This window comes from Ruegeria sp. BC3, from assembly GCF_056539265.1.
Genome location: NZ_JBQFUP010000011.1, coordinates 1 through 24,936, shown reverse-complemented (window position 1 = coordinate 24,936; position 24,936 = coordinate 1). Strand labels below are relative to the sequence as shown.

At 53.4% G+C, this 24,936-nt stretch carries 22 protein-coding genes; 10 read left to right on the top strand and 12 right to left on the bottom strand.

Annotation, left to right across the window (positions count from 1 at the left end; translation table 11 throughout):
• Positions 1 to 3: 3 nt before the first annotated feature.
• Complete coding sequence (locus ACR0MV_RS20355) at positions 4 to 1,092, top strand: ATP phosphoribosyltransferase regulatory subunit (protein WP_480703501.1); 1,089 nt, start codon at positions 4 to 6, stop codon at positions 1,090 to 1,092.
• Positions 1,089 to 1,778, top strand: a complete 690-nt coding sequence (gene hisG / locus ACR0MV_RS20350; protein WP_480703500.1) for an ATP phosphoribosyltransferase — start codon at positions 1,089 to 1,091, stop codon at positions 1,776 to 1,778. The genes ACR0MV_RS20355 and hisG overlap by 4 nt, the downstream gene beginning before the upstream one ends.
• On the opposite strand, the gene ACR0MV_RS20345 is transcribed toward hisG, so the two are convergent.
• A complete protein-coding gene (locus tag ACR0MV_RS20345; RefSeq protein WP_170423180.1) occupies positions 1,779 to 2,210 on the bottom strand; it encodes a DUF1489 family protein in 432 nt (143 codons plus the stop codon).
• A gap of 129 nt (positions 2,211 to 2,339) precedes the next feature.
• Between ACR0MV_RS20345 and ACR0MV_RS20340 the strand changes: the two genes are divergently transcribed.
• The gene (locus ACR0MV_RS20340) at positions 2,340 to 4,622 is read left to right on the top strand and encodes an adenosylcobalamin-dependent ribonucleoside-diphosphate reductase (RefSeq protein WP_480703499.1); all 2,283 of its coding nucleotides are present in this window, start codon (positions 2,340 to 2,342) and stop codon (positions 4,620 to 4,622) included.
• A 322-nt stretch (positions 4,623 to 4,944) separates the two neighbouring features.
• Positions 4,945 to 5,223 carry a hypothetical protein gene (locus tag ACR0MV_RS20335; protein WP_170332125.1) on the top strand — a complete coding sequence of 93 codons (279 nt, stop codon included), beginning with the start codon at positions 4,945 to 4,947 and terminating at the stop codon, positions 5,221 to 5,223.
• 416 nt (positions 5,224 to 5,639) lie between these two features.
• On the opposite strand, the gene ACR0MV_RS20330 is transcribed toward ACR0MV_RS20335, so the two are convergent.
• Positions 5,640 to 5,984: a potassium channel family protein gene (locus ACR0MV_RS20330; RefSeq protein ID WP_480703498.1), complete on the bottom strand. Its 345-nt coding sequence runs from the start codon at positions 5,982 to 5,984 to the stop codon at positions 5,640 to 5,642.
• Between the two features lie 130 nt (positions 5,985 to 6,114).
• Complete coding sequence (locus ACR0MV_RS20325) at positions 6,115 to 7,068, bottom strand: helix-turn-helix domain-containing protein (protein ID WP_480703497.1); 954 nt, start codon at positions 7,066 to 7,068, stop codon at positions 6,115 to 6,117.
• Positions 7,069 to 7,146: 78 nt separating this feature from the next.
• Between ACR0MV_RS20325 and ACR0MV_RS20320 the strand changes: the two genes are divergently transcribed.
• From ACR0MV_RS20320 to ACR0MV_RS20310, 3 genes are all read left to right on the top strand, one after another.
• Complete coding sequence (locus ACR0MV_RS20320; RefSeq protein ID WP_480703495.1) at positions 7,147 to 8,484, top strand: metal-dependent hydrolase family protein; 1,338 nt, start codon at positions 7,147 to 7,149, stop codon at positions 8,482 to 8,484.
• 104 nt (positions 8,485 to 8,588) lie between these two features.
• Positions 8,589 to 9,398, top strand: coding sequence for a DUF3299 domain-containing protein (locus tag ACR0MV_RS20315; RefSeq protein WP_480703494.1), 810 nt, complete (start codon positions 8,589 to 8,591; stop codon positions 9,396 to 9,398).
• A gap of 849 nt (positions 9,399 to 10,247) precedes the next feature.
• The gene (locus tag ACR0MV_RS20310; RefSeq protein WP_171239041.1) at positions 10,248 to 11,087 is read left to right on the top strand and encodes an SDR family NAD(P)-dependent oxidoreductase; all 840 of its coding nucleotides are present in this window, start codon (positions 10,248 to 10,250) and stop codon (positions 11,085 to 11,087) included.
• Positions 11,088 to 11,358: 271 nt separating this feature from the next.
• On the opposite strand, the gene ACR0MV_RS20305 is transcribed toward ACR0MV_RS20310, so the two are convergent.
• Positions 11,359 to 11,979 (bottom strand): TetR/AcrR family transcriptional regulator, encoded by a 621-nt coding sequence (locus tag ACR0MV_RS20305; RefSeq protein ID WP_171239040.1) that lies wholly within the window; start codon positions 11,977 to 11,979, stop codon positions 11,359 to 11,361.
• Between the two features lie 171 nt (positions 11,980 to 12,150).
• Between ACR0MV_RS20305 and ACR0MV_RS20300 the strand changes: the two genes are divergently transcribed.
• Entirely contained in the window at positions 12,151 to 13,545 is a 1,395-nt protein-coding gene (locus tag ACR0MV_RS20300) for an aminotransferase (RefSeq protein WP_171722369.1), read from the top strand.
• A gap of 64 nt (positions 13,546 to 13,609) precedes the next feature.
• On the opposite strand, the gene ACR0MV_RS20295 is transcribed toward ACR0MV_RS20300, so the two are convergent.
• The 7 genes from ACR0MV_RS20295 to ACR0MV_RS20265 all read right to left on the bottom strand — a co-directional run bounded on the left by ACR0MV_RS20295 (position 13,610) and on the right by ACR0MV_RS20265 (position 22,415).
• Positions 13,610 to 15,178: a trimethylamine methyltransferase family protein gene (locus ACR0MV_RS20295; RefSeq protein ID WP_480703493.1), complete on the bottom strand. Its 1,569-nt coding sequence runs from the start codon at positions 15,176 to 15,178 to the stop codon at positions 13,610 to 13,612.
• Between the two features lie 25 nt (positions 15,179 to 15,203).
• Complete coding sequence (locus ACR0MV_RS20290) at positions 15,204 to 16,403, bottom strand: aromatic ring-hydroxylating oxygenase subunit alpha (protein WP_171239037.1); 1,200 nt, start codon at positions 16,401 to 16,403, stop codon at positions 15,204 to 15,206.
• A gap of 8 nt (positions 16,404 to 16,411) precedes the next feature.
• Positions 16,412 to 18,478 (bottom strand): oxidoreductase, encoded by a 2,067-nt coding sequence (locus ACR0MV_RS20285; RefSeq protein ID WP_480703491.1) that lies wholly within the window; start codon positions 18,476 to 18,478, stop codon positions 16,412 to 16,414.
• Positions 18,479 to 18,572: 94 nt separating this feature from the next.
• Positions 18,573 to 19,628, bottom strand: coding sequence for an ABC transporter substrate-binding protein (locus ACR0MV_RS20280; RefSeq protein ID WP_171131200.1), 1,056 nt, complete (start codon positions 19,626 to 19,628; stop codon positions 18,573 to 18,575).
• Positions 19,625 to 20,740, bottom strand: a complete 1,116-nt coding sequence (locus ACR0MV_RS20275) for an ABC transporter ATP-binding protein (RefSeq protein ID WP_171239035.1) — start codon at positions 20,738 to 20,740, stop codon at positions 19,625 to 19,627. The genes ACR0MV_RS20280 and ACR0MV_RS20275 overlap by 4 nt, the downstream gene beginning before the upstream one ends.
• 20 nt (positions 20,741 to 20,760) lie before the next feature.
• The gene (locus ACR0MV_RS20270; protein ID WP_171239034.1) at positions 20,761 to 21,555 is read right to left on the bottom strand and encodes an ABC transporter permease; all 795 of its coding nucleotides are present in this window, start codon (positions 21,553 to 21,555) and stop codon (positions 20,761 to 20,763) included.
• The gene (locus ACR0MV_RS20265) at positions 21,552 to 22,415 is read right to left on the bottom strand and encodes an ABC transporter permease (RefSeq protein WP_480703490.1); all 864 of its coding nucleotides are present in this window, start codon (positions 22,413 to 22,415) and stop codon (positions 21,552 to 21,554) included. The genes ACR0MV_RS20270 and ACR0MV_RS20265 overlap by 4 nt, the downstream gene beginning before the upstream one ends.
• A 190-nt stretch (positions 22,416 to 22,605) precedes the next feature.
• On the opposite strand from ACR0MV_RS20265, the gene ACR0MV_RS20260 reads away from it, so the two are divergent.
• Complete coding sequence (locus ACR0MV_RS20260) at positions 22,606 to 23,247, top strand: TetR family transcriptional regulator C-terminal domain-containing protein (protein ID WP_480433051.1); 642 nt, start codon at positions 22,606 to 22,608, stop codon at positions 23,245 to 23,247.
• A gap of 246 nt (positions 23,248 to 23,493) precedes the next feature.
• On the top strand, positions 23,494 to 24,102 hold the full coding sequence (locus ACR0MV_RS20255; RefSeq protein WP_174827344.1) for a Spy/CpxP family protein refolding chaperone: 609 nt from the start codon (positions 23,494 to 23,496) through the stop codon (positions 24,100 to 24,102).
• Between the two features lie 72 nt (positions 24,103 to 24,174).
• Here ACR0MV_RS20255 and ACR0MV_RS20250 read toward each other — a convergent pair whose 3' ends face one another.
• On the bottom strand, positions 24,175 to 24,624 hold the full coding sequence (locus ACR0MV_RS20250) for a DUF411 domain-containing protein (protein ID WP_171239031.1): 450 nt from the start codon (positions 24,622 to 24,624) through the stop codon (positions 24,175 to 24,177).
• Between the last annotated feature and the right edge of the window lie 312 nt (positions 24,625 to 24,936).

The window sequence follows — 24,936 nt, the reverse complement described above, 5'->3', positions numbered from 1 at the left end:
GCCATGGCCAACCGTTCCCAGATACAGGCCCGCGCCGCGATGATGCGCGTCCGGTTCGAGGCCGCAGGCGCGCAGGTCGTGGACCCTCCGCTTTTGCAACCGGCGGAAACGCTGCTGGACCTCTATGGCGAGGATATCCGCGCGCGTGCCTATGTGACCTCGGACGCGCTTCGCGGTGAACAGATGCTGCGCCCGGATTTCACCATGCCGGTTGTACAGATGCACATGAGCGAGGGGGCTGAGCCCGCGCGATACACCTATTCAGGCGAAGTATTCCGCCGGCAGGAGCATGACCCGGATCGTTCGAACGAGTATATTCAGGTTGGGTACGAGGTCTTTGACCGCAATGACCCAGCCGGTGCCGATGCCGAGGTGTTCTCGCTGTTTGCCTTGCAGCTGCGTGGATTGCCCTTGCGCGCGGCAACCGGTGACATCGGCATTTTGACCGCAGCCGTTCAGGGCCTGCGCACGACGGATCGCCGCAAGGCGGCCTTGATGCGGCACCTGTGGCGCCCGCGTCGCTTCCGCATTCTCTTGGATCGGTTTGCTGGTCGTAAACCCGAGCCCGAGCATCGGACCAAACTGCTGGAGTCTGCCGATCCAATGGGCTTCGACGCGCCGATGATCGGCAAGCGGCGCGCTGCTGAGATCGAGGGGCGGATCGAAGCCCTGCGCGCAGATCGGGAAACGCCTCCGATTTCAGACAACGAACTGGCCGGGCTGGAGTCGCTGTTGGGTGTGCGGGAAACCATGCCCTTTGCGCTTGAGCAGCTGCGCGATGTAGCGGTCGATCTGCCACAGATCACGCCTGCTTTGGATCGGCTTGAGGCCCGGATCGCCGCATTGCAGGCGCGTGGAGTTGATGTCGAGACGTTGGATTTCGAAGCCGCTTACGGTCGCACGTCGATGGAGTACTATGACGGGTTCGTCTTTGGGTTTTATGCCGAAGGCCGCCCCGACCTGCCTCCGATTGCAACCGGCGGGCGCTATGACGCGCTGACGCGTCAGTTGGGCGATGGCGCTGAAATCCCTGCCGTGGGTGGCGTTTTGCGCCCGGACCTGATGCTCGAGATTGAGGAGGCCGCGCAATGAGCCTGAAACTTGGCGTGCCCTCAAAAGGCCGGTTGATGGAAAAGACCTTCTCGTGGTTCGAAAAGCGCGGCATCACCCTGTCGCGCAGCGGGTCGGATCGGGAATATGCGGGCAAGGTCGAAGGGATCGACGGAGTCTCGCTGATTCTGCTGTCGGCGGGCGAGATCCCGCGCGAACTGGCCGCCGGACGCATTCATCTGGGTGTCACCGGAACCGACTTGGTGCACGAAAAACTGCCGCGCTGGGAGCAGCAGGTCGAAGAAGTCTCGGCTCTTGGGTTTGGCAAAGCGGATCTGATTATCGCAACGCCAGCCTGTTGGGTTGATGTAGAGACTTTGGATGATCTGGATGCGGCGGCTGCAGCGTTTCGTAAAACACATGGGCACAGGCTGCGGATCGCGACCAAATACCACCGTCTGGTGCGTGAGTTTCTGACGGATGCGGGGGTGGCAGATTACACGCTGGTCGACAGCCAGGGCGCGACCGAAGGCACCGTGGTGAACGAAACCGCCGAAGCGATTGCCGATATCACCTCGACCGGTGAGACGCTGCGGGCCAATCACCTCAAGATTCTGTCAGACGGGCTGATCCTGCAATCGCAAGCCACGCTGTGGCGCAGCCGCGTTGCGTCTTACGGAACCGGAGACAAAGAGGTGCTGTCTGACTTGCTGGACCGCCTGAGCTGACTAGAGCACGCCGATCTCGGCCAGCGCGCGGTTCAGGTCGTCGGGAAGGGCATCGTCTTGCTCGCGCCCTTTTGGCAGGTCGGCGGGCGTATCTTCAGGTTTGAGGTAGCGCCAGCCCTGGAACGGACGCTTCAGGGCGTTCTGGGTGCGATGAACCTCTGGGTCCAGAACAATCGCGCAGCGGCGGATACGGTCTTCGCCGCGCACTTCGTCCAGGCGTAGGATGCGCTGACGGCACTGGATCACGCCTTTGATGACCCAATAGATTGATCCGCCATTCAGAATCTCGGCCTCACGTTTGGGCCACATGCGCGTCACGTGACGCGGCAAACCATCGTCGAACCGCTGCCGATAGCTGTTCTGCCAGGCGATCAGAGTGTCGACGCTTTCCGAACCGACCGAGAGTTTTATGAGATTAACGTACTTATCCACAGCTTTCCCACAGAGTCGTCCCACGCACCATCTTTATATTGTAGACTGATGGTGGCCGTCATCAAGGTGTTGTGGTGTGCGTGCGAATTGGGATAGTCTGGATACCTCTTTCAGAACAGGGAATCACCAATGAGCCGCTTTGCCGCCCCCATCGCCGAGCAGATCTGGGACATGAAATACCGTTTCAAACAGGCGGATGGTACGCCCATCGACCAAACGGTCGAGGACAGTTGGCGGCGCATCGCCCGCGATCTGGCGCGGGTAGAGAAGGATCCGGCCCACTGGGAGGATAAGTTCTATGAGGCGCTGGAGGATTTCAAATACCTCCCTGCTGGGCGTATCACCGCTGGCGCGGGCACCGCACGGCAGGTGACCCTGTTCAACTGCTTCGTCATGGGCACCGTACCCGACAGCATGGGCGGTATCTTTGACATGCTGAAAGAGGCCGCGCTGACCATGCAGCAAGGCGGCGGCATTGGCTATGACTTCTCGACTATCCGACCGCGCGGTGCGGATGTGAAAGGCGTTGCGGCGGATGCATCCGGTCCGCTGAGCTTTATGGATGTGTGGGACGCCATGTGCCGTACGATCATGTCCGCGGGTTCGCGACGCGGGGCGATGATGGCAACCATGCGCTGTGATCACCCGGATATTGAGCATTTCATTACCGCCAAATCCGACCCCGCGCGTCTGCGCATGTTCAACATGTCGGTGCTGGTAACCGACCCCTTCATGGAGGCCGTCAAGGCCGATGGCCCGTGGGAACTGGTGTTCGGCGACAAGGTCTATCACACCGTTCAAGCCCGTGATCTGTGGAACAAGATCATGCAGGCGACCTATGACTACGCTGAGCCGGGCGTGATCTTCATCGACCGGATCAATCAAGCCAACAACCTGAGCTATGTTGAAACTATTGCGGCCACAAACCCATGCGGTGAGCAGCCGCTGCCGCCTTATGGTGCGTGCCTGCTGGGCTCGATCAATCTGGCGCGTCTTGTCGCTGAACCGTTTGAAAGCGCGGCACATCTGGACGAGGCGGCTTTGCAGGAATTGGTCGCAACAGCTGTTCGTATGATGGACAACGTCGTGGATGCGTCGAAATTCCCGCTGCCAGAGCAGGCGGCTGAGGCTCAGGCCAAGCGGCGCATCGGGTTGGGTGTTACCGGCTTGGCGGATGCGCTGCTGATGTTGGGCTTGCGATATGGCTCCGACGAGGCGGCGCGTCAGACAGAGCGCTGGTTGCACGCGATCGCCCGCGCCGCGTACCTGGCGTCGGTCGACTTGGCGAAGGAAAAAGGGGCGTTCCCCTTGTTCGATGCCGAGAAATATCTGGCCAGCGGCACGATGCTGCAGATGGATGACGATGTGCGCGATGCGATCCGGGAGCACGGCATTCGCAATGCACTTCTGACGTCAATCGCACCTACGGGGACGATTTCGCTGTACGCGGGCAACGTGTCGTCGGGGATCGAACCTGTCTTTGCCTATGCCTATACGCGTAAGGTTCTGCAGAAGGACGGCTCACGCACCGAAGAAGAGGTCGTCGATTATGCCGTGCAGATGTGGCGCGACAAGTTTGGCGACAAGGAGCTGCCCGACTATTTCGTGAATGCGCAGACCCTGTCTCCTTCCGATCACGTCAAGATGCAGGCAGCCGCGCAGAAGTGGATCGACAGCTCGATCTCGAAGACGATCAACTGCCCCGAAGATATCAGCTTTGACGCGTTCAAGGACGTCTATATGCAGGCTTGGGATCAAGGCTGCAAAGGTTGCACGACGTATCGTCCGAACGATGTGACGGGCTCAGTCCTGACAGTTTCGGAAAGCGACGACAAAGTGCCGGGCGAAAGCGCCAATGCGCCGCATGAGGTCGACGGTGGCGACGTAATTTACATGTCCGAACCGCTGGACCGCCCGCAGTCGCTGGAGGGTTCTACCTACAAGCTGAAATGGCCCGACAGCGAGCATGCGATTTATCTGACGATCAACGATATCGTTATCGGTGGGCGACGTCGCCCGTTTGAGGTGTTCATCAACTCGAAGAACATGGAGCACTATGCCTGGACGCTGGCGCTGACCCGAATGATCTCGGCTGTGTTCCGGCGGGGCGGGGACGTTTCTTTCGTGGTGGAAGAGCTGAAGGCCGTGTTCGACCCAAGGGGCGGTGCGTGGGTTCAGGGCAAGTATATCCCGTCGATCCTGGCCGCCATCGGCGGTGTGATCGAACAGCACTTGATCAATATCGGCTTTCTTGAGGGTGAGGGCATGGGGCTGAAATCCGATCCTCAGGCCCAAGTGGTTAACATGGACGCGCCGCGAGGCAAGTCCTGCCCGTCCTGCGGTCAGTTTGACATGGTGATGATCGAGGGATGTATGACCTGCCGCAGCTGCGGGCATTCCAAGTGCGGCTGACGGAACGGCCACACCCCGCTTGTTTGGGTGGGCATAAATAGCCCATAAGGTTGATTTTTGCGCCCAGTTGAACGGTCTTTAATGCCCACAGATTCTTAAGGCTTTGAAATAAAATAAAAAAGATTACTGTAGAGTTTTGAGACTGTTCTGCGTTGGGCGACCATCGATAACATTCGCGCTATTGACCAAAACCTGAAAATCTCAAGACTATGGCCATGGAACCAAATCGTCTCATACGCGTCACACGCAAAAGCTGACCAGAATGTTGTACTTGCCCAGCAAAACCGCTCGGGCAGTTCCATGGCTATCGGATACCTAATTGATGAAAAACAAATCGCCTATCGAGGAGTCCCCTCAATACTCCGAATTGAACGCTCGATTTTCCCGTTTTCTCCTGGACTTCCGAAAGGAAAAACTCGCGCAGCAACTTGCCGGAGACGACAAAAACCGTGACGAGATTACTCGCGGAGACTTTCAATCATTCAAAGCGCGGATGACTGAGGGTTTAGAACTAACCGATTACGATCTAGATCGTATTCACCGCCGAGTATTGTCTGTACTTCTCCGCCCCGAAGCGGGCTCGGTGCTACAAGACGAATGAGGCCGGAAGGCGTGAAACTAGCGTGTAGACCGATCCGCTTTGACAATGATCCAGTCCTGAATCTCACTTGAGCATCTGCGGTCACGTCACTGTGCACTCTCCAGTGAAACAACAAACACGTTGTTCTAAGCTAGGACTCTTATGCAGGATCACGCAGGTTGACTTCCGTAAAGACCATCCTCCCTTGCGTCACGTTTATGGCTGACTTCGAATAATTCGGGTTCTAGTGCGTAATGGAGCACCCGGTATTCAGGGCACGAGTTAGTCATTCTCTGCGGTACTCGTGATTGGCTGATGGCAGCCCAAACCGGACCTTCACCGTCGGGCTTTGCAAACCCCCAAATGTGGGACAAACCAGCCTTTTGACATCTGGCGCCCAATAGGGTGCAACGACCGAAAGACCGTTGCTCCAGTCTTCAATTCTCTGACGATTTTTTCTCATCGTAGTCCCTTAGAAGGGCATGTGTGAATTGTACAAACAGCGTGATGAAGACCCCGACGCCTACAAAAATATACAACACGGTAAAGAGTTTTCCTGTGTCGGTTACGGGCGTCAGGTCACTGAGGCCGACCGTAGAAATAGTAGTTGCACTGAAGTACAGCGCGTCTACCCAAGACCACCCCTCGACGCTGACATAAAACAAAGTTCCGGAGAGCAACAAGAGTATTGCAAGGGTGAGCGCTCCGCGGAATCTAGGGCTACTCCACGAGCGGACAATCGCTTTTAAGAGCCTGTAGAAATTCAAAAAAAATGAAAACATTCCGCCGTCCCATCCATAGTTTTGTTTGGCAGATCGTTGAGGTGCCAATGCAATCCGTCAAGGGAACTCTGCTAAATCGGAACCGAGATTGGTATTAATCGGTATTCGGCAGGACTAAAAAGCCAACCGGTCAAATAGGTGCAATACGCTCAATTTGCTCTGATGGTAAAATTCCATATATGCTTTTGTACAGGCTCCCAAATCGTCCCAGATCGGTGAATCCGTTAGCGAGCGCCACTTGCTTCACCATGGGTTTTTGCTGAGACGCCTGACCAAGTTCATCATGGACATTGGCCAGTCTTTGAAGAGCAAAAAAACGTGCTGGTGTTTTACCCGTTACATCGCGAAATGCTGAGATCAATGTTGGCGCGCTTACCGCGGTTACTCGACACAGATCCGCCACTGATGGCTTTTTTGACAAGGCGGAAGAATAGTACTCTCGTGCTTTTGAGACCAAACCCACTTTTTGAGACCAAGTCGCTTTGCGTGCATTCCCACTATTCACAGAAAAGGCAAAGAATATCGCAAGCGTCCTTGCAAGACGCGTCTCCAAATCACTCTGGGTATATTGGCCATCGGCTTGGTTCATTATGCAGCTAAGTGTTCGCACCAAAGCTGCGTGAAAATAATAAGGCAGTTTCACGATAACCGTTGGTCCATGAAAATCCGATGTGTTTCTGCCGGAAAAAAGTTGAACCTCTTCGATAAATCGTTGCAAAGGCACACGACCACATAACGAAGTTCGATTGCGAGCGATTACCTCGGTTTCCGATGCAGTGAAATTGAAGAAAACGGAGTTTTCTTCCAAAGGAACGCCACTTACCGTCCATAACTCTGAAGCGCAGATTGGTACAGTGAAATTAGCGAAGCTTTCACTTTGTGCGGTTCTCACCAATGCATTGGGCTTGAAGCGGATACTAGACAAACGGGAAAGCCCTAAACGGGCTGTGAGAATTGCGCCTTCGTCAGCCCCCTTTCCCAACTGTATCACGTCGCCATCGAAAACCTCTCCTGTCATTGCTTCACGTACGGTTGCCACAAAAAGCTCCGGTTTGCCTTCGCCAAGTTCCTTAAAAAAGTTCATATCGATTTTCCTCGGAGAGTTGGCTACCTTCGTTAAAATTAAACAATCGAATGCTTTGATATTCCTAGGGTGAAAGATATGCGCAAAAATCAATTGTCAACGCTCTGCGTGGTAATCTCAAGCATGCTGGCAACGCTGGCGAGCGCTCAAGAGGATTCTACAAGAACTCTCATAACGAATGTTCATGTTTTTGACGGGGTAAACGAAGCACGCATCGAGAATGCTAACGTTTTGATCGAAGATAATCTCATAACCGCTGTTTCTTCCGACCCAATCGAAGCCGAGAACACGGTGGTGATTGACGGTGGCGGTCGCACGATGATCCCAGGATTGATCGATGTCCATTGGCACACGACGTATGCCTACACCCCTGCATCCGTTCTAATGTTGAATCAAGGCGACATGTCGGAAGTGGCCATTCGCAGTATGAAGGGGGCTGAAGAGACTTTAATGCGTGGATTTACCACCGTTAGAGACCCTGGCGGAAATCCGTTTACGATCAAGAAACTAATTGACGCTGGCGAATACCCCGGTCACCGCATTTTACCTTCCGGACCATTCATGAGCCAAACGTCAGGCCATGCCGACTTTCACACGCTGCTTGAAAACCCAAGAAACTCCAACTCTGAACTGAGTTATTGGGAAAAAAATATGATGGCGATGATTTCTGATGGCGTACCGGAAGTCAGAAAGAGAACCAGAGAAATCCTCAAGTTTGGTGCTACTCAGGTCAAAATCACGACTGGTGGTGGTGTCTCTTCCCAATACGATCCGCTGGATGTGAGCGAGTATTCGGTCGACGAAATTCGTGCGGTAGTCGAAGAGGCAACGAACTTTAACACCTATGTTTTGGCGCATGTGATGACAGACAGAGGTATCCGTACCTCAATAGAAAATGGCGTGATGAGCATTGAGCACGGCTTCTTTGCATCAAGAGAAACACTGGAATTGATGAAGGAAAAAGGTGCTTGGCTCAGCCCTCAGGCGATGTTTGAGGCCGATATGGTTTGGGACAGCCCAGTTAGCGCCAAAAAGTGGAAACAGGTGACCGATGCCGTAGACGCGCTGTACCCAATGGCCGTCGAAATTGGCGTGAATCTCGCCTTTGGCACCGATCAACTCATGGATCCATCAAAGGCGTATCAACAGAGCGAATATCTTGTGAGGCTGGGAACTTGGATGACGCCTTATCAAGCGCTCAAGATAGCGACCTCTGAAAATGCCCGCCTAATGGAAATGAGTGGCCCCCGTCATCCCTACCAAGAAGGTCCACTCGGCGTTATCAGAGATGGCGCATACGCCGATCTAATTCTTGTGGACGGCAACCCGCTTGAAAACTTGGAGCTTGTAGGGGACCCACAAGAAAACTTCGACCTGATTATGAAGGACGGCGTCATCTATAAAAACGAGCTTTGAGCTGCGTTTCGCTTGGAGCCCAAGTGTCCATTAATGTCTTAAGCTGGCAGGTGATGACGCATTGACCAACACCCAAGTGGCCATACGGTTGAAAGGGATAAGTCATGAAGATTTGGAGAATAGTCTGTGTTGCCTCTTTGATTTCGACGTCGTTGTCTGCGGAAATCGCTGAGTTGGACTGGAACGAACTGATTGATGAAGAATCTCAGGAATACGCAGATCCATTCAAAGAACTGACACCTGACCAGCTTAGTGGTCTTGTTGAAGTCGTCCGACTAAAGCTCAGACTGGATGGCGGAGCCCATTCCGAAGATGTCCGCAAAAGTCTTGAAGCGAAAATTCTGGAAAATGAGACGCCGCTGCAAAAGGCTGGAATCGACGTTGATTGGTTGATTGAACAACGATGGGTCGTTGCGGAGCGACGAAAGAAAGCCGCCACGGCTGGTAATCCAGAAATTGACGGAAAAGTCATAAAGCTGGCGGGCTATGCGATACCCGCACCATCGGATCCTGATGGTACAAACGTCGCTTACTTGGTTCCGGAGCGAGGTATGTGCAGCCATACCCCTCCACCGAGCCCAAACCAGCTTATTCGTGTTCGATTGCCGGAAGGTTGGTATCCAGAACGCTTTCACGAGCCAGTTCGTCTTACAGGGATAGTTTCTATTTCGCCGTCAGAGAGGACGATGAATTTCGTGGATGGGTTCGTTCCAATGAGAGCAACGTATTCATTTGAAGCTCAATATGTAGAGGCAGGCGATAATCTCCCAGCCTATGGTTGGAAGTTCACCGACGCGGATGAGGTCAACGGTCTAAGCGCCACTGGAAAATTAGGTTCCGGGGCTGCAAGATTTGACGCGTCAAAATTGGCAAACTTTCGAGCCAAAGCTGCGCGTGAAGCAAATTCGAATTAAAAGCCGCCTGTCTTAAGCATGTGGAAGCCAGTGTGTTGCGTGCCCAGACTGTGGATAAAACAGAATGTCATGTAGTAATACTTAAATGAAATTTCTTAATACGATTACCAATCTGGCGCCCACCAAGCATTGAAGTGCTGCTTGAAGTGGAGTCTGTGACTTTGCAAAGTCAGCTTTCTGCGCATCGCAGACCTTCGCGAGAATCCAAGGTTCCTTAGGGAGGCCCTTTGCGGGATTGAGCAATGCAAAGGGCCATAACCGCGACGACTAAGCCATAAACTGATTGAATTCGCCGCTAATGCAGACAAACGCGCAGCGCAAAACTATGGGCGAACTACGTAAACTTATGGGGTGCGCGAAGTGTTATGCGCAAACCTACACAACTGTAGGGACGCGCATAACGCTTCATTCCTATCATTGATTTTATTCAGAAAATCTGGGTGTCGTCGCCCATAATTTTGCACAGCAATTGCGCATAAGTTTACACGATTTGCCCATAAGTTTGCACGGTTTACCATACACGCTCAATTTTCGATTGACTTAGCTTAGCTCGATCAACTGGAACGCACCAAACTCAATCAAAAGTGCATTCTAATTGGCAAAACTCAACCTATACCACACCTAGGTAGTAAAAATTCCAAAATGAAGTGGACAAGAGAGGTATGGAAGACCCTGTCATTCCGACAAGCTTGCAAACGGAAAAGGCAACCGAGGTGCTATTCACCGCCTACGATATGGAAGGTATGATGAAGCTGAAAACTAACGTTGCCAACGCTGCCTAATACCATCAGGCAGGTTTGGATTTTTCGGACCTTTCGATCCAAGACAGGCTTAGGAGAAGCTTGGCCGATGACACACCCCGCATTTACCTCAGACTCTGTGGCGGTGATCACCGGGGGTGCTTCCGGCATTGGCCTCGCCGCCGCAGTGAAGTTCGCGCAAATGGGAATGCGCATTGTTGTTGTTGATCGAGACACCGAGAAACTGGCGGCCGCGGCAAACATAGTGTCGGCCGTTGGCGCGGCCGATGTCATGACGTCTGAGACAGATGTCCGTGATCGTGCGCAGTTAGAGGCGTTGGAGCGGATGGTGGCAGACCGCTACGGAGGGACAGATATCCTGATGAACAATGCCGGTGTCGGAGGCAAATCATCGACCATTGGGGACGCTGCGGCTTGGGACAATATGCTGGGTGTAAACCTGTGGGGTTCGATCCACGGCACCCAGATCTTCGCGCCAAACATGATCGCCCGTGGCAGACCAGGCGCAATTATCAATACAGGGTCCAAACAAGGCATCACGACCCCGCCAGGTAACCCGGCTTACAATGTCTCAAAGGCGGCTCTCAAAGCCTTTACCGAGGCACTGTCCCACGAGCTCAGAATGGGTCCAGGTCATCAGATTACCGCGCATCTACTGATCCCTGGATTCGTCTATACCGGCATGATCTCCGCGCCCGAGAAGCCTGCATCTGCCTGGACCGCTGAGCAGACTGTCGACTTCTTTGTCGAAAGCGTGAACCGCGGGGATTTCTACATCCTCTGCCCCGACAATGACGTTTCACGCGACACTGATGAGAAACGCATCGCTTGGAGCGCTGGAGACATCATTGAAAATCGCCCACCTCTTAGCCGATGGCATCCAGACTATAAGGAAGCGTTCGCGGACTTCATGGCGAAGTCTGGCTGATAATCGCCATAGCCCAATAATCATGACGAGTTGACGATTGAAGACTGCCGGCAGCTTTAACGGTTGTCGGCAGCCTGAGTTCTGAACAGCCAAAAAGTTCGATATGATGAAACAAATGGTTTTCAGAATGCTTCTTGACGTAGCGGCGCTGAACAAGCTGCGGCTTGTTCCGGCTCTCAGGGCTGAGAAGCGCGGCGTGTCAATTATTTTCCGGCGGTTAACTTCGGTAGAATTGTTGGCCGTTGTCCTGATCCTGTTTGCAACGGCGACCCTAACCAGTGCTACAGCACCTCTCGTCAATCTCTGACGGCTTAAAGTGTTTAGGAAACATCGACTGCAGCACAAACAGGCAGATCTTCAAAGCCTCCGAGGGTTTGAAAATATCTGAGTGCAAATGGTAGTCGGTCCAAAGCCCTTCCAACAAAGCAACCAACGCGTCTGTTGCAAGTTTGGCGCTTACATCCTCGTACTCGCCTTCGCGCTTTATTTGTTCCAACAACTCCAGGATCACCGCGCGGAAACCTTTGTCTCGCGAGTCGATAAAAGGAAATATGTGAGGGTTTGAGAGCGCTTCAGCCCGAAAGGAAAACCAGATCGCGACGTCCCGCGCATTAAGGACCAAAGGGTCGAAATCTGCTCTTATGATAGAGATTAGCTTGTCTGCCGGGTCTAACTCTGGATGGACTGCAATGGCCTTCCACTGCTCCGCGTAGCGGACTGACAACTCCTCAGCCACCGCAAGAAGCAGCTTTTCCTTGGAACCAAAGTGTAGGTTGACCATCCCTTGCGATAGTCCCGACAACTCTTGGATTCTTGCCGAAGTTGTTCCGCGTATTCCGTATCTATAAATGGCGTCCGCAGCCGATTGGATCAGCAGCTTTCGGTTCTGCAATTTACCCAGATCTCGGGCATTGGTTGGGGTATCACGCTCGAGAGTAATCTTATTTCTCCTTCGCTGGGTTAGTCGCCTTTGTCTTCTCGCATTTAGCAATACGACAGTTCAAGGATTGACATTGAATGAATGCTTGTTCATTTTGTGATCTATATTACATTAAGGTGCTGCATGACCCTTTTCAACTCCGACTTTCAGTCCATACGAGAATGGGACAACGAACATTTCCTGCACCCGTGGGAAGGTATGTCACACCTTGGTCAAAATGAACGAACCTTTGCCGAAAGCGGACTTGGCGTTCATGTCGTCACAGAGGACGGAAAGCGCCTGATAGACGGCCCTGCTGGCATGTGGTGCGTTCAATTGGGCTATGGAAACACCGAGATTGCCGATGCTATGGCTCAGCAGGCGAAAGAGATGGCGTATTTTTCGCCCTTCAACAACGCCAACTCAACTCCGGCCCGTTTGGCACATGAAATCGCCAAGAGAACGCCGGGAGATTTGAACCATGTATTCTTCACGACCGGTGGTTCAACGGCCGTGGATAGTGCGCTGCGATTTGTACAGTTCCGCAATAACCTGCTGGGAAAACCTCAAAAGAAAATCGTGATATCGCGACAGAAAGCTTATCACGGATCGACTTATCTGGCGGCGTCAGTGTCCGGAAAAGAGCGCGACAAAGGTTGGCTGGACCAGGCAAGTCACCTGACGCGTTTCCTACCGAATGTGAATCCGTATACACGTCGCTCCGATCAGACGGTCGACGATTTTCTGGACGAAAAAATAGCGGATCTGGAAAACATGATCCTGCAGACTGGAGCAGACAAAGTCGCCGCTTTCATCGCAGAACCGATCCTGTGCTCTGGAGGCGTCATCGTGCCGCCGCGGGGGTATCATCAGCGCTGTCTTGAAATCTGCCGGAAGTACGATGTCCTTTACATTTCAGACGAGGTCGTCACCGGGTTTGGGCGACTTGGGCATTGGTTTGCATCCGAAGACGTCTTTGGGATTAAGCCCGACATCATAACCTGCGCCAAAGGCATGACGTCTGGGTACGTACCCATGGGGGCTTGTATCATCTCTGACCGGCTGATTGCAGATGTAAGCGGAAATAATGCACAGAACGCTACGTTTTCAAACGGCTTCACTTACTCAGGCCATCCAGTGAGCGCGGCGGCAGGCCTGAAGACGATTGAAATCATGGAGCGCGACGGCGTTCTGGAACATGTCCGTGCAATCACGCCGCTCTTCGAAGAGCGCCTCCAGGCGCTGGCAGATTTGCCGCTCGTCGGTGATACGCGCGGCATGGGGCTGGTTGGCTGCGTCGAATGTGTTGCAGACGCAAAAGCAGATAATGCACTGGACCTAGATAAATCTGTCGGCGCCCTGATTGATCATCATTGTCAGGAGAACGGGTTGATCCTGCGGCCGATTATCAACATGTGCGTGTTTTCCCCACCTCTGATCATTACGGAAGGTGAGTTGAGCCAGATGTTCGACATCCTTGAAAAAGGTATCCGGCTGGCAACCGAAGACCTAAAGCAGCAGGGTACGTTTAAACCTTAGGAACCACCTCGGCGCGCCATCGCAATTTTCATGGTTGCGATACCTTCGCTTAAGTGCGCTGCGTTTACCCTGCCCGCATCACCTCTGGTGGCAATTTGATCGGGAACATGGACCGAACCTCCGCATCCGCCTTGCTGCCAAAATAGTTTGGATAGTGATTGGACAGAATATCGTTCACGACTGACCGGCTCCGTTCAAACATATCCTGACGACCGGCTTTTTCCCAAGTATCGGTTAGCTCCCGATCCATCAGGGTTGGATAGACATACTCAGTCTCCATGTATTGCAAGGTCTGCGTGTTGCCGAGGAAATGACCGGGATCAATTGCACATTCGTGGATGACGTCGACCGACAGTGTGTCGTCGCTCACCTCGATACCACGCAGGGTTCGTGAGATCATGCCCGCTGCCTCGTTGTCGATGACCATGGACTCAAAGCTGCAACCCATCAGGCTGCCAAGCATACCGCCAAATTCGCAGAGCCTGTTGGCCCCGGCATGGGCCGCCAATGCGAAAGTTAACGCCTTTTCCAGACCGTATTGTGCGTCAGGGATCTTGGAATCCGTCATGCCGCAACCGACGCTGGTCGGGAGGTTGTAGTAATTGCCCATTTGGATAGCTGCCGCGGATATCAACGCCTGCTCACCACTGCCACCCGTGAATGAACCAGTTCGCAGATCAGTAATAAACGGCCAAGCTGCAAAGACGACGGGGGTGCCCGGGTTAATCAGATTGGCAATTGCGACGCAAGATAGGGTCTCGGCTACGGCTTGCGCCAAAGTCCCGGCCAGAGGCGCAGGCGACGTCGCCCCAGCTTGTGGCGGAACAGCCAAATCGCAGACAAGCCCCATCTTCGCTGTATCAATCAGGATCTCCAAGTTTTCCCGCCCAAACCGGAGCGGGGATACTATGGGACAACCGCCAAAAATGACCGAGGGTTTCTCGAGGAATTTACCCTCGCCGCCTGATGCCAGATCGAAAAGATGGATTGCGTCCTGAATGTGCTCTCGGGTGCGGAACGTCAGACAAGATGGTTTTTCGCTACCCGCCAGAATGGCGTAGAGCATGCTCATGTCGTGCTCGTAGTCCTGCGGCACATCCGTTGCCAGAACTGTATCACCGGTCATGTGGATGTTGTCGAGCCGGTCAACCAACCGGGTAAAATCGTAAATGTCTTTGAGTGTCGACGGCCGGTAACTGCGAGTTTCCGCATTAAACGTTGTCACAGCGGTGCCGGAGTTCGCATAGTACACCTTGTCTTTGGTGCAGTGCATGTCATCCTTACCGGCCCGCGATCCGCGTGCATGGACATAGAACTCACTGGCCGCCTTAGCCAAAAGATCTTCCATCAACGCGCGAGGGAAGCACAGTCTACCATGCTCGCTCACCGTCGCCCCTTTAGGCAGCACGAGATCAAGAACTTCCTGCGTTGGATCACCGACGCCCGTACGCTCCAGAATGCTAAGGGCGGCCTCGTGAATATTTGACATGTCAGCATCTGAAAGGGGCTTGTAGCGCCCCCCCGAAATGCCCGGCCAGATTGCTTGCGAAGCGACGTTGCTGGTTCGCACGGTTGCACGTGCTTCGCGCCCACCCCCGCGCCGTCTTGATCTGCGCTTCGTTAATTCTGTCATAGTATTTCTCCGAATTCTGAGCGTGTCAGATCATGCTGAAGTAATTTCGATAGAAACCCGGAATACTCCATTCCATCTCGGACAGCGGTCCCGGCACGAAGCGGTGGGAGTTCACGCCCTCTTGGTTGTGACGGATGATCCGCTCATCATCAAGAGACGTGACATGCCAGAGCCATATCAACGCGTCCTTATCGTAGTCACGACCCTCTTCTGCGTCGCCGCGCACATACCAGACGATCTGAATATCCGTTTCCTGCAGCGCGCGTGGGACGAACCGGTAGCCAACCACGTGATCTGCATAAACAAGGAAGTAGTTCAGCGTCCCGATCCCCAGATCGGTGGCACCGCCATCGTGACCTTTCAGTTCACCCAAAGGCGGCGCCAGCGAAGCGCCATCCTTACTACCGGTCAAATAGCCGGGAAACAGCGGGTAGCGGCGCCAATAGACATCTGCACCCGGGGCGAGCGCGTTATCTCCGGTCAGGTCCAGCTCCTCAACGGGCACTCCGGCTTCTTTCATCCGCTGATGAAGTGCGCCGCTGAACTCCAGAACCTGAGCGGGGTCTTTCAACGAATGGCTGCGCGAATAGTCCTGATGAGACGGCGCGCAGTGGTAGCATTCCAGGTAATTCTCCAACGCCAGTTTCCAATTTGCTGGAACCGGGTATGAGGCTTCATGAGCGACCTTCAGGTTTTCAAATTCGAATGGTTTTGACAGTGGGGCCAACTGCACCAACGCAGCATCTAGCGCCGGGGCGTCTTCAGCTGCGCAGACAAAAATCAGACCTTGGAATATCTTCACCTGAACCGGGAACAATCCGTATTGGCCCGGGTCGAAATTCGACCCCATTGAACGTCCGTTTCGTAGCTTGCCGTTCAGATCAAAAGTCCACGCATGATAGGGGCAGATGAAATTGCGTGCCTTGCCTTTCCGTTCAATGCAAACCCGCGATCCCCGGTGGCGGCAAACGTTCAGATGCGCGCGTACCTCGCCTTCGCGATCCCGAACGATGATGATGGACTCGGGCCCATAGTCGAACAGGAAATAATCCCCCGGTTCTGCGACCTGACTAACATGGCCGACCCAGATCCAGTTTCGGTTCCAGAACGCGCCGATATCGTTCTCGTATACTGCTTGAGACGTATAGAAGTGACGAGGCAGGGCGAACCCTTCCTGTTGCGCGTCCATCAAATCGCGCATTACTTGCAGGTCATCTTTTGGCATTGCGCACCTCATGCAGATTCAAGGGAAATGACTTCCCGGCGGAAGAATTCACGGTCGATGTCGTCCGCGTTACGTTCGAAATTTCGGGCAGCCATGTGACCCGAATATACAGCATCCGCGATCAAGCCGGGGTTTGCGGCATCTCCGACTAATTCCAACGTTTTCAGCGGACTTGCTGTCAAACCGCAAAGCTCGTCGTAAAGAGTGGTTTCTCGCATTCGCTGCGTCACCAGTACCACGGAGCTGCATTCAATGGAGTTCTCTCGCCCCGTGTAGACGCACTGCAATGTCGCCTGGCCGGGCGCGACACCGGCCAAGGTCTGGGACAGGTTCAGACGAACGCCCTTTTTCAACAGACTGCGTTGCACTTTAGTCTGCTCCAACGTCAATTCGGTAAACGGCGAAACTATTGAAGCCGGCGTTACAAAGACAACTTCTCGCCCAACCTGAGCCAAATGATCAGCCAAGACTCCACCGAGATAGGCTTGATCATCATCGTAGACCACAATCGGGCCGTCCTGCGGCATGACTCCGGCCACTATGTCATCCGGAGTGAAAATCTGAGAACCTAAAACGATTGGTGCACCGTGAAATGCAGATTTCCCGCGCCCGTCTCGCCGCCATTTTGCGCCGGTTGCAACAAAGACGTTCGGTATACCCAACTCGATGACCTCACTGGCTGACAAACGGCTGTCGGTGAACAGTTGAACGTTCCCGCGTTGTTGCAGGTCGTAGATTCTGTGATCTGTCACGCGCTTCCAAGCGGATAGCCCGGTCAGGGCAGCTTCCTGCATCACACGGCCGCCGAACTCTTGCTTTGCTTCCGCCAGAGTTACCTCGTAGCCCCGCCGCGCCAATTGCATGGCGCATTCAAGTCCGGCTGGTCCGCTGCCGACAACAAGCGCGGCTTCCTCTTTTACCCGACGCTCAATGATCTCAGGATGCCATTTCCTCCGCCACTCTTCACCCATAGTCGGGTTTTGGGTGCAGCGTATTGGGACGCCGAGAGAGTCGGATGAAACACAGATATTGCAACCGATACACTCACGTATTTCTTCGATGCGATCTTCCCTAATTTTGTTGGGCAGAAACGGATCGGCGATGGATGGTCGCGCCGCGCCGATAAAATCGAGGATGCCCTTCCTGACCAGTGACGCCATCAAGTCCGGCGACGTAAGACGCCCGACGCCCACAACAGGCTTAGAAGTCACCTGTTTCACGAACTCGATATATGAGGTTTGAAAGCCGTCGCGGGGCTCGAACCGGGTCGTCGCAGAGTCGTTGCTCCAATCCGCTACATTAACATCCCAAAGGTCTGGAAGCTCGGCCAGCAATTCGACTACTGCACGGCCTTCTTCCTGCGCTTGCATCCCCTCTGACCCGAGCATTTCATCAACCGCAAACCGAAGGGCAATGGCGCAATCATCTCCGACCTCTTCCTTGGTTTCTTCCAGAAGCTCGCGGGTCAGTCGCACCCGGTTCTCCAACGAACCTCCATATTCATCCGTCCGATCATTGAACTGTGGCAGCAGAAAATGATGAGGCAATGTCATATGATGCCCCGCATAGACATACACAATGTCGAACCCGGCTTCGCGCGAGCGACGAGCCGCCGCGCGATGCCACTTGCGAAATTCTCGAATGTCAGCCTTGTCCATTGCCCTTGCCTGTTTCGGGTATGGAGTCTGCAAGACAAGTTCTGATGGGGCCAGCAGAGGCGCTCGGGTCAGGTGGTTTTGGGCATGGTGCCCGTTATGCGCCAATTGGATTGCCGCGAGCGAGCCCTTCTCATGAATTGAGTTGGTTATCAGACGCAGTGCAGGAATATCCTGATCGTCCCAAATTCGGTTTTCAGAATAAGGAGACAAATCCGAAGTCGGATGAATCTCGGCCTCCTGAGTGGACACCACCGCCCAACCGCCCTCAGCTTTCATCGCCCGCATGGCAGCTTCGGCCTGAGGTCGCAAATGACCCAAACCATTGCAGTGGGGCACTTGGTAGAACCGGTTTCGAGCCGTTACTGGCCCGATCTTGACCGGTTCGAAGAGAACAGAATATACGTCAGCGCCTGACATTGCCGCGCTTCCTCCAAGTAAATTGGAATTTGGTTCGTGGGAATGGAAGGACTTCTACATCCCCACCATTCCCGGCTGTGTTGTAAGAGTGCCCTTAGAAGCCAGCTTTGATGCGCTCGAATTCCTTCAACATCTTGGCCTCCAGCTCGGGGTTAACAGCGTCAAAGAACAGGCTGCCTTCAAAGAAGCTGTCCACATCCGAAAACCCGTAGGTTTCGATCAGCTCTGGGTCTGCCTGTGCAAAAGCGTCTTCGTTGGCGTGGGCGTAACCCCAGCTTTCAATAATGTATTTACCGCTTGCCGCAGAGCTGAGCGCGTTCAGCATGTCATAGACTTGCTCATCCGACTGCTTGGCAGATTTCAGATGCACATAGCCGCAGACCCAAGTCGCGATACCTTTGTCTACATCACGCATCATGACCGCTGGCGTTTCGTTCCAGATCAGGTTCAGTTCCGATTGGTTCCATCCCCAACCCAGCGTGACCTCACCGCTGGCAATTGCCTGATCCAGTTGGCCTGCGTCAGACCAATAAAAGCGCACGTTCGGATGAATCGCGCGCAGGTAGTCCGCCGCTTTTTGGAATTCCTCGTCACTCATATCGGTATAGCTGGAGGCGCCAGTTGCCAATGCCGCCATTGCAAAGGCACTGGAAGCGGCGTCCGGAATGGCGACTTTGCCCTGATATGCAGGATCGGCAAGCAATTGCAGCGAAACATCATCTGCCGAAATCATATCGGTTCGATAGATAAGACCAGTATTGCCCCATTCGAACGGAACCATGTAGGTCTGCCCATCAATGGTGATGCCATCGACCTCTTTGATCTTGGGCATCAGCTTGTCCCAGTTTTCCAGCTTGCTGGTGTCAATCGGCTTGATCATGTCTGCTGCTACCCACTTTCTCAGGGCATCTGTGCAGGGATGGGCCAAATCAGCTTCAAAACCGGACTGAAGCTTTGTGAACGCTTCTTCCACGCTGCCAAAATAGGTGTAGCTAGGCGCACCGCCGTACTTTTCGACATAGTCGCCGTAGAAACCCTGATCCTCATATCCGGACCAGTCAAAAACGGTCAGATCAGCGGCGTTCGCCAGAGTTTGGCTGGCGGCAAAGGTGGCAACTACTGCTGCCATAAGTGATGCTGTTTTACTCATTTGTCTCCTCCCAAAGATTCACGTTTACCCAAGTCAATCACCGAGGCGCTTTGAACGCCAAGCCAGACGGTATCGCCGCGCGTGTGATCGACCGTGTGAAAGTAGTTTGGCACTGCGACGGCGATACTGTCTTTCAGACCATCGACGCGCACATAATAGTGGACACTCTCTCCATAAAAGGCGACGTCCGAAACCTCGCCCTGAACAAGAGCATCGTACCCATCCGGCTTTTCCGCACTGATTTCCAATTGCTCAGGACGAACGCCGACAAGAAGTTCCTTGTCATGCACCTGGACGTTGGGGTTCACCCCGATTTCCATCTTCCCTAAGCCCTTAACGTTGACTTCAAGCGTTTCAGCATTCTCTGCAGTCACTTCGGCATCCAGAAAGTTCATTCCACCGATGAAAGAAGCCACTTCCCGGTTACACGGTTGGGAATACAGGACCTCTGGCTTATCCACCTGCTTGAGCTGCCCCGCAAACATGACGCCTATACGGTCGGACATGGTCATCGCCTCGTATTGGTCATGCGTGACCATTACAAAAGTTATTCCAAGCTTCTGCTGAAGACGGCGCATTTCCAATTGCATCGCTTCGCGCAGATTTTTGTCCAACGCAGATAAAGGCTCATCTAGCAGTAAAACCTTGGGTCGCATGACGAGCGCGCGGGCGAGCGCTACTCGTTGCCGCTGACCTCCCGACAACTCGTTGGCCTTACGGTCCTGCAGGCCGCCCAATTCAACCATCTCAAGCGCCTCGGCAACGCGTTCCTTGATTTCGTTTCGCGAGAGTCTTGTCTTGCGCAATCCGAACCCGACATTGTCACCGACATTCAGGTGCGGAAAGATCGCATAGCTTTGGAACACCATATTAGTGGGGCGCTTGTTGGCAGGCACGTCCCCCATCGTTCGACCATCGATCCAGATCTCGCCTTCTTCGTGATCTTGAAAACCCGCAATTATGCGCAAGGCTGTTGTCTTACCGCAGCCCGACGGCCCAAGCAGCGAAAAGAACTCACCCTCTTTCAAGGTTAGGTTCAGATCAGACACCGCCACAAAAGTACCAAAGCGTTTTTCGACGCCCTGAATTTCGATGATGTTCTGTTCGCTCATCTTAATCGTTTCCTTTGGCTTCAATCGGAGGATTGGATGGAACGGCGGCGGAAGTATTCGGCAATCAACAACAGCAAGACCGAAGACAGCAAAAGCAGCGATCCAAGCGCCAGCGTGTTGGGCAGTTTTGCCGGAAAGCGGATCTGGCTCCAGATATAGACAGGCAGCGTCGGGCTGTTTCCGGACAGGAAAAAGGCCAGGACGAACTCGTCAAAAGACACCGTAAACGTGACCAAAAGGCTTGCGATGATACCCGGCGCGACGATTGGCAAGGTAACACGCCGAAACGTACCCACGACGCTTTCACCAAGGTCGAACGCGGCCTCCTCCAAGGACTGGTCGAAATCGTCAAATGCAGATTTCATAATCGACACAGAAAAGGGCAGAGCCACGAACACATGCCCAAGGATCACGGTGGTCAGCGATGGTTTCAGCCCGATGCTGATGAACAAAACCAGCATCGAACTGGCAACGATGATGCCGGGAATGACCAGCGGAAGCATGACCAGTCCCTCAGACAGCTCGCGCCCCGTGAAACGATACCGAACGTAAGCACGAGCTGCGAAGAGACCCAGAGATGTTGCCATCAGGGCAGTGACGCTGCCGACGATCAGCGAATTTACCATTGCTTGTAGTAACGTGTCCTGCTGCCCCAACTGCGCGTACCACTTCAACGTGAACCCCTTTAGTGGGAAGGCTACGATTGTTCCGTCGTTGAACGAGAACAGTGGCAATAGCAAAACCGGTAAGTAGAGAAACACCAGATAGGCAATCGCATAAACCAGCAACCACGAGATACGAAATGATTGGGTCATCTGATCCTCCGGCCCAAAGCGGTGACGACCACCACGAACAGGATTGCGACGCAGCCGACTGAAAGCATGGCAAGAAGAGACAGGGTTGCACCCAACGGCCAGTTATTGGCAGCGCCAAACTGCACCTGGATCAAGTTCGCCACCATTTTGCCTTGTGATCCACCGACTAAGGCCGGAGTGACGTAGTCGCCGACCGTTGGGATGAAGATGATCAGACAGGCCGCAATGATCCCCGGCACGGTCAGGGGCAATGTCACGCGGACAAATCTTTCCAGTTTGTTGCACCCCAGATCGGTCGCGGCCTCCAACAAGCTGCGGTCGATCTTTTGCAGCGACACATAGATCGGCAGGATAGCAAACGGTGCCCAAGCGTGGGCGAGCGTAAGGACAACAGCGAATTCGTTGTAGAGCAGGAATGTCAGCGGCTCTTGTATCAAACCAAGTGAAATCAGGGCCGAGTTCAACACCCCGTTGAAGCCAAGAATTAGTTTCCAGCTGAACACGCGCAGAAGGTAGCTGCTCCAAAAGGGAATAGTGATCAGCAACAACCAGAGGGTCTTCTTCTGTGTCCGAAAAGCGATGAAGTAGGCAATCGGATAGGCCAGACAAACCGTTGCCAATGTCACCGCACCTGCAATTGCGACCGAACGGATCATTAGATGTCGAACCAATGGGTCGGTAAAGGCCTCTTGGTAGTTCGCCCAAGTCAAGGTCCGGACGATCTCGACATAGGTCTGGGTCCAAAAACTGTAGGCGACGAGAATGCAAAGCGGCACGGCGACAAGCAGACCGACGTAGAGCGTCGCAGGCGCGCTCAGTGCCAGACCCTTGCCCGTTTCACTTCGTAGTACTCCGGCCATGCTTCCCTGCTGAACTTAGTTTTTGGTGGCGCGACCATGTCGATCAAAAAATGGACAATCGTCCATTTAAATCTGGAATTTTTGGACTAGTTGTGTCAACTGATAATTTCGCAACCGGGGATGACCAATTTCACACTGGCCGCTAGAAGGCACCGCAAGAGACTGAAAACAAACAGAGCCGCCTGATTCAATGACTGGAAGACGACAAGAAATTCGCGAGCGAAACCGCCTTTCCCTGATCGAGGCAGTACTCGACTCGGTCGCAGAGAAAGGGATTTCCGAGACCTCCGTCAGCGAAATCATCCAACGTGCCGAGCTGTCCCGCGGCATGATACACCTTCATTTTGGCGGCAAAGACAATTTGGTTGACGAGGCCGCGCGCTACTCATCCGAACAATACTACAATGGCATTTACGACCTGTTGGAAACGACCGGACAAACCGGACAGGAACATATTGAGATGATTGTTCGGGGCGACTTGAGTGAAGCCATTCTCAATGAGAAAAACGTTTCCATTTGGTACGCGTTTCGAGGCGAGGCCCGAAATAGAGCAGCAATCGCTGCGTTTTCAGATACCCGCGACGCCAAGCTTCGTAATCTGGTTTTCAACGCTTTCGCTCGAATTGCGAAAGAAGCCGGAGCCGAACACCCTAATCAAGTTGCTAGGGACGCTACACACGGCACACTCGCAATGCTGGAAGGCATGTGGACCGATTACCTACTCCACCCGGATTCATTTGACCGCGACGAAGCGATGAGAATCGTTTTTCGTTTTCTGCGGGCAATGTTCCCGAAGCATTTTGACCTGGGCGGCGCTTTGTTGTCTGAGTAGAGCTTGAGACAGGTTTCCCATCTAGTCACTAAAGGACCGGAGAATCCACATCTTTCAGCCATCATGATGGAAGCACGGTACGAACGCAAAAAATTCAATTAATCAGGCGCTATCCGCAAATCAAAGTTGATGAATGGTGTCTTAAAAGTCTGCGATAAATCCATAAGGGGACGGTGCGAAGTTCAGTATCCGGGCTAAAATACAATGTCGAAGAAGGCATTTTTGGTAAGCCCACAAGGAGAATTCATGATCAAGTTCATACCTAACTTTCTATTCGCAGCAGTGCTTTGCACGATTCAATACTCTCAATTAGCCATCGCGCAAAGTGACACTCACGACGCTGAAATCACGCCGTACGCCGGTCTGCAATCGAGGACCATCAAGAGCTTATCTGAGACCGATTTAGAAGAGCTGCGGCGCGGCGGAGGTTGGGGTTTTGCCTTACCTGCGGAGCTGAATGGCAAACCAGGCCCAGCACACTTGCTCGAATTGCAAGATGAACTTGGACTTTCGAAGGATCAGGTGAAAAAAATTGAGGCGATCCATTCTGAAATGCGCGTACAGGCAGTCGTCGCAGGCGAGCGGTTTATTGAGGCCGAGGCGGCGTTAAGTGAAGCGTTTGCCGGTGACCAGCTTGAATTGGCCGAGCTAAACAAACTTGTTGAAGCGGCCGAAACTGCCAGGGCCGAGTTGCGACTGGTTCATCTGTCCCGGCACCTGCAAACAACACCACTGTTGAGCGCAGATCAAATCCAACAGTACAGCATTCTAAGAGGGTATGCGAACGACCCGTGCTCCAATGTGCCCGAAGGCCACGACCCAGCCATGTGGAAAAAACACAACGATTGCAGCTGAATCCTTTTGAAATCAGCGCAAACTAATGTTGGACATGGAGCTGAAAAATCTGATTGCCCTTCATCCATTCTCTCAGCTGTGTCGAGCAAACACACTCGTCGTCCCATCCAGACCAACGAGCAAGGTTTCATAAGGTTCTCGTTCGTCTGAAAAATCCATGCCGGGTGAACCCATCGGCATGCCTGGAACTGTTAGGCCGAGGCCTTCAGGATGTTCGGACAAAAGTCGATTTATGTCTTCTGCCGGGACATGACCTTCGACAAAATAGCCCCCAACAAATGCAGTGTGGCAACTGGAAAGCTCATCTGAGATTTTCATTTGTTCTTTAAGCGACCACAGCTGCTCCTGCCCTACGTCTAGCGTATCGGTACGAAATCCTGCGGAAATCAGGTGATCTACCCACGCGGCACAACAGCCGCAGGTTGGAGTCTTGTAGACTTTGATGAGTGGGGCTTCTTGTCCGACGGAAGGAGTAGCCAACACTGCTGCTGTACCCGCTAATAGAAATTCGCGTCGTTTCATTGGTCTCTTCTCCGCTTCCTCATGGGACTACAAAGATATTGTGCCAAGGCCAAATTTTTCAATGTTACCGGACTGAGCATCAAACGGGCAGTTTCGATACAAGATCTGAATCTCAATCCAAATAACACTGGTCGCCAAACGTTTTGTGAGTTGCATCGCGTATGGCTCAAGTTCACTCGAGCGTTCGGCAATGGACCTCGCGATCAACGTCGTGGTGAGGTCTGTCCGTCGTCAGGGATTTTGGGACAGATGGCCGCCTGAACTAAGAGAGGGTCTGGCTCAACTGGTTGTTGTGATTATGCAGCGGATTTG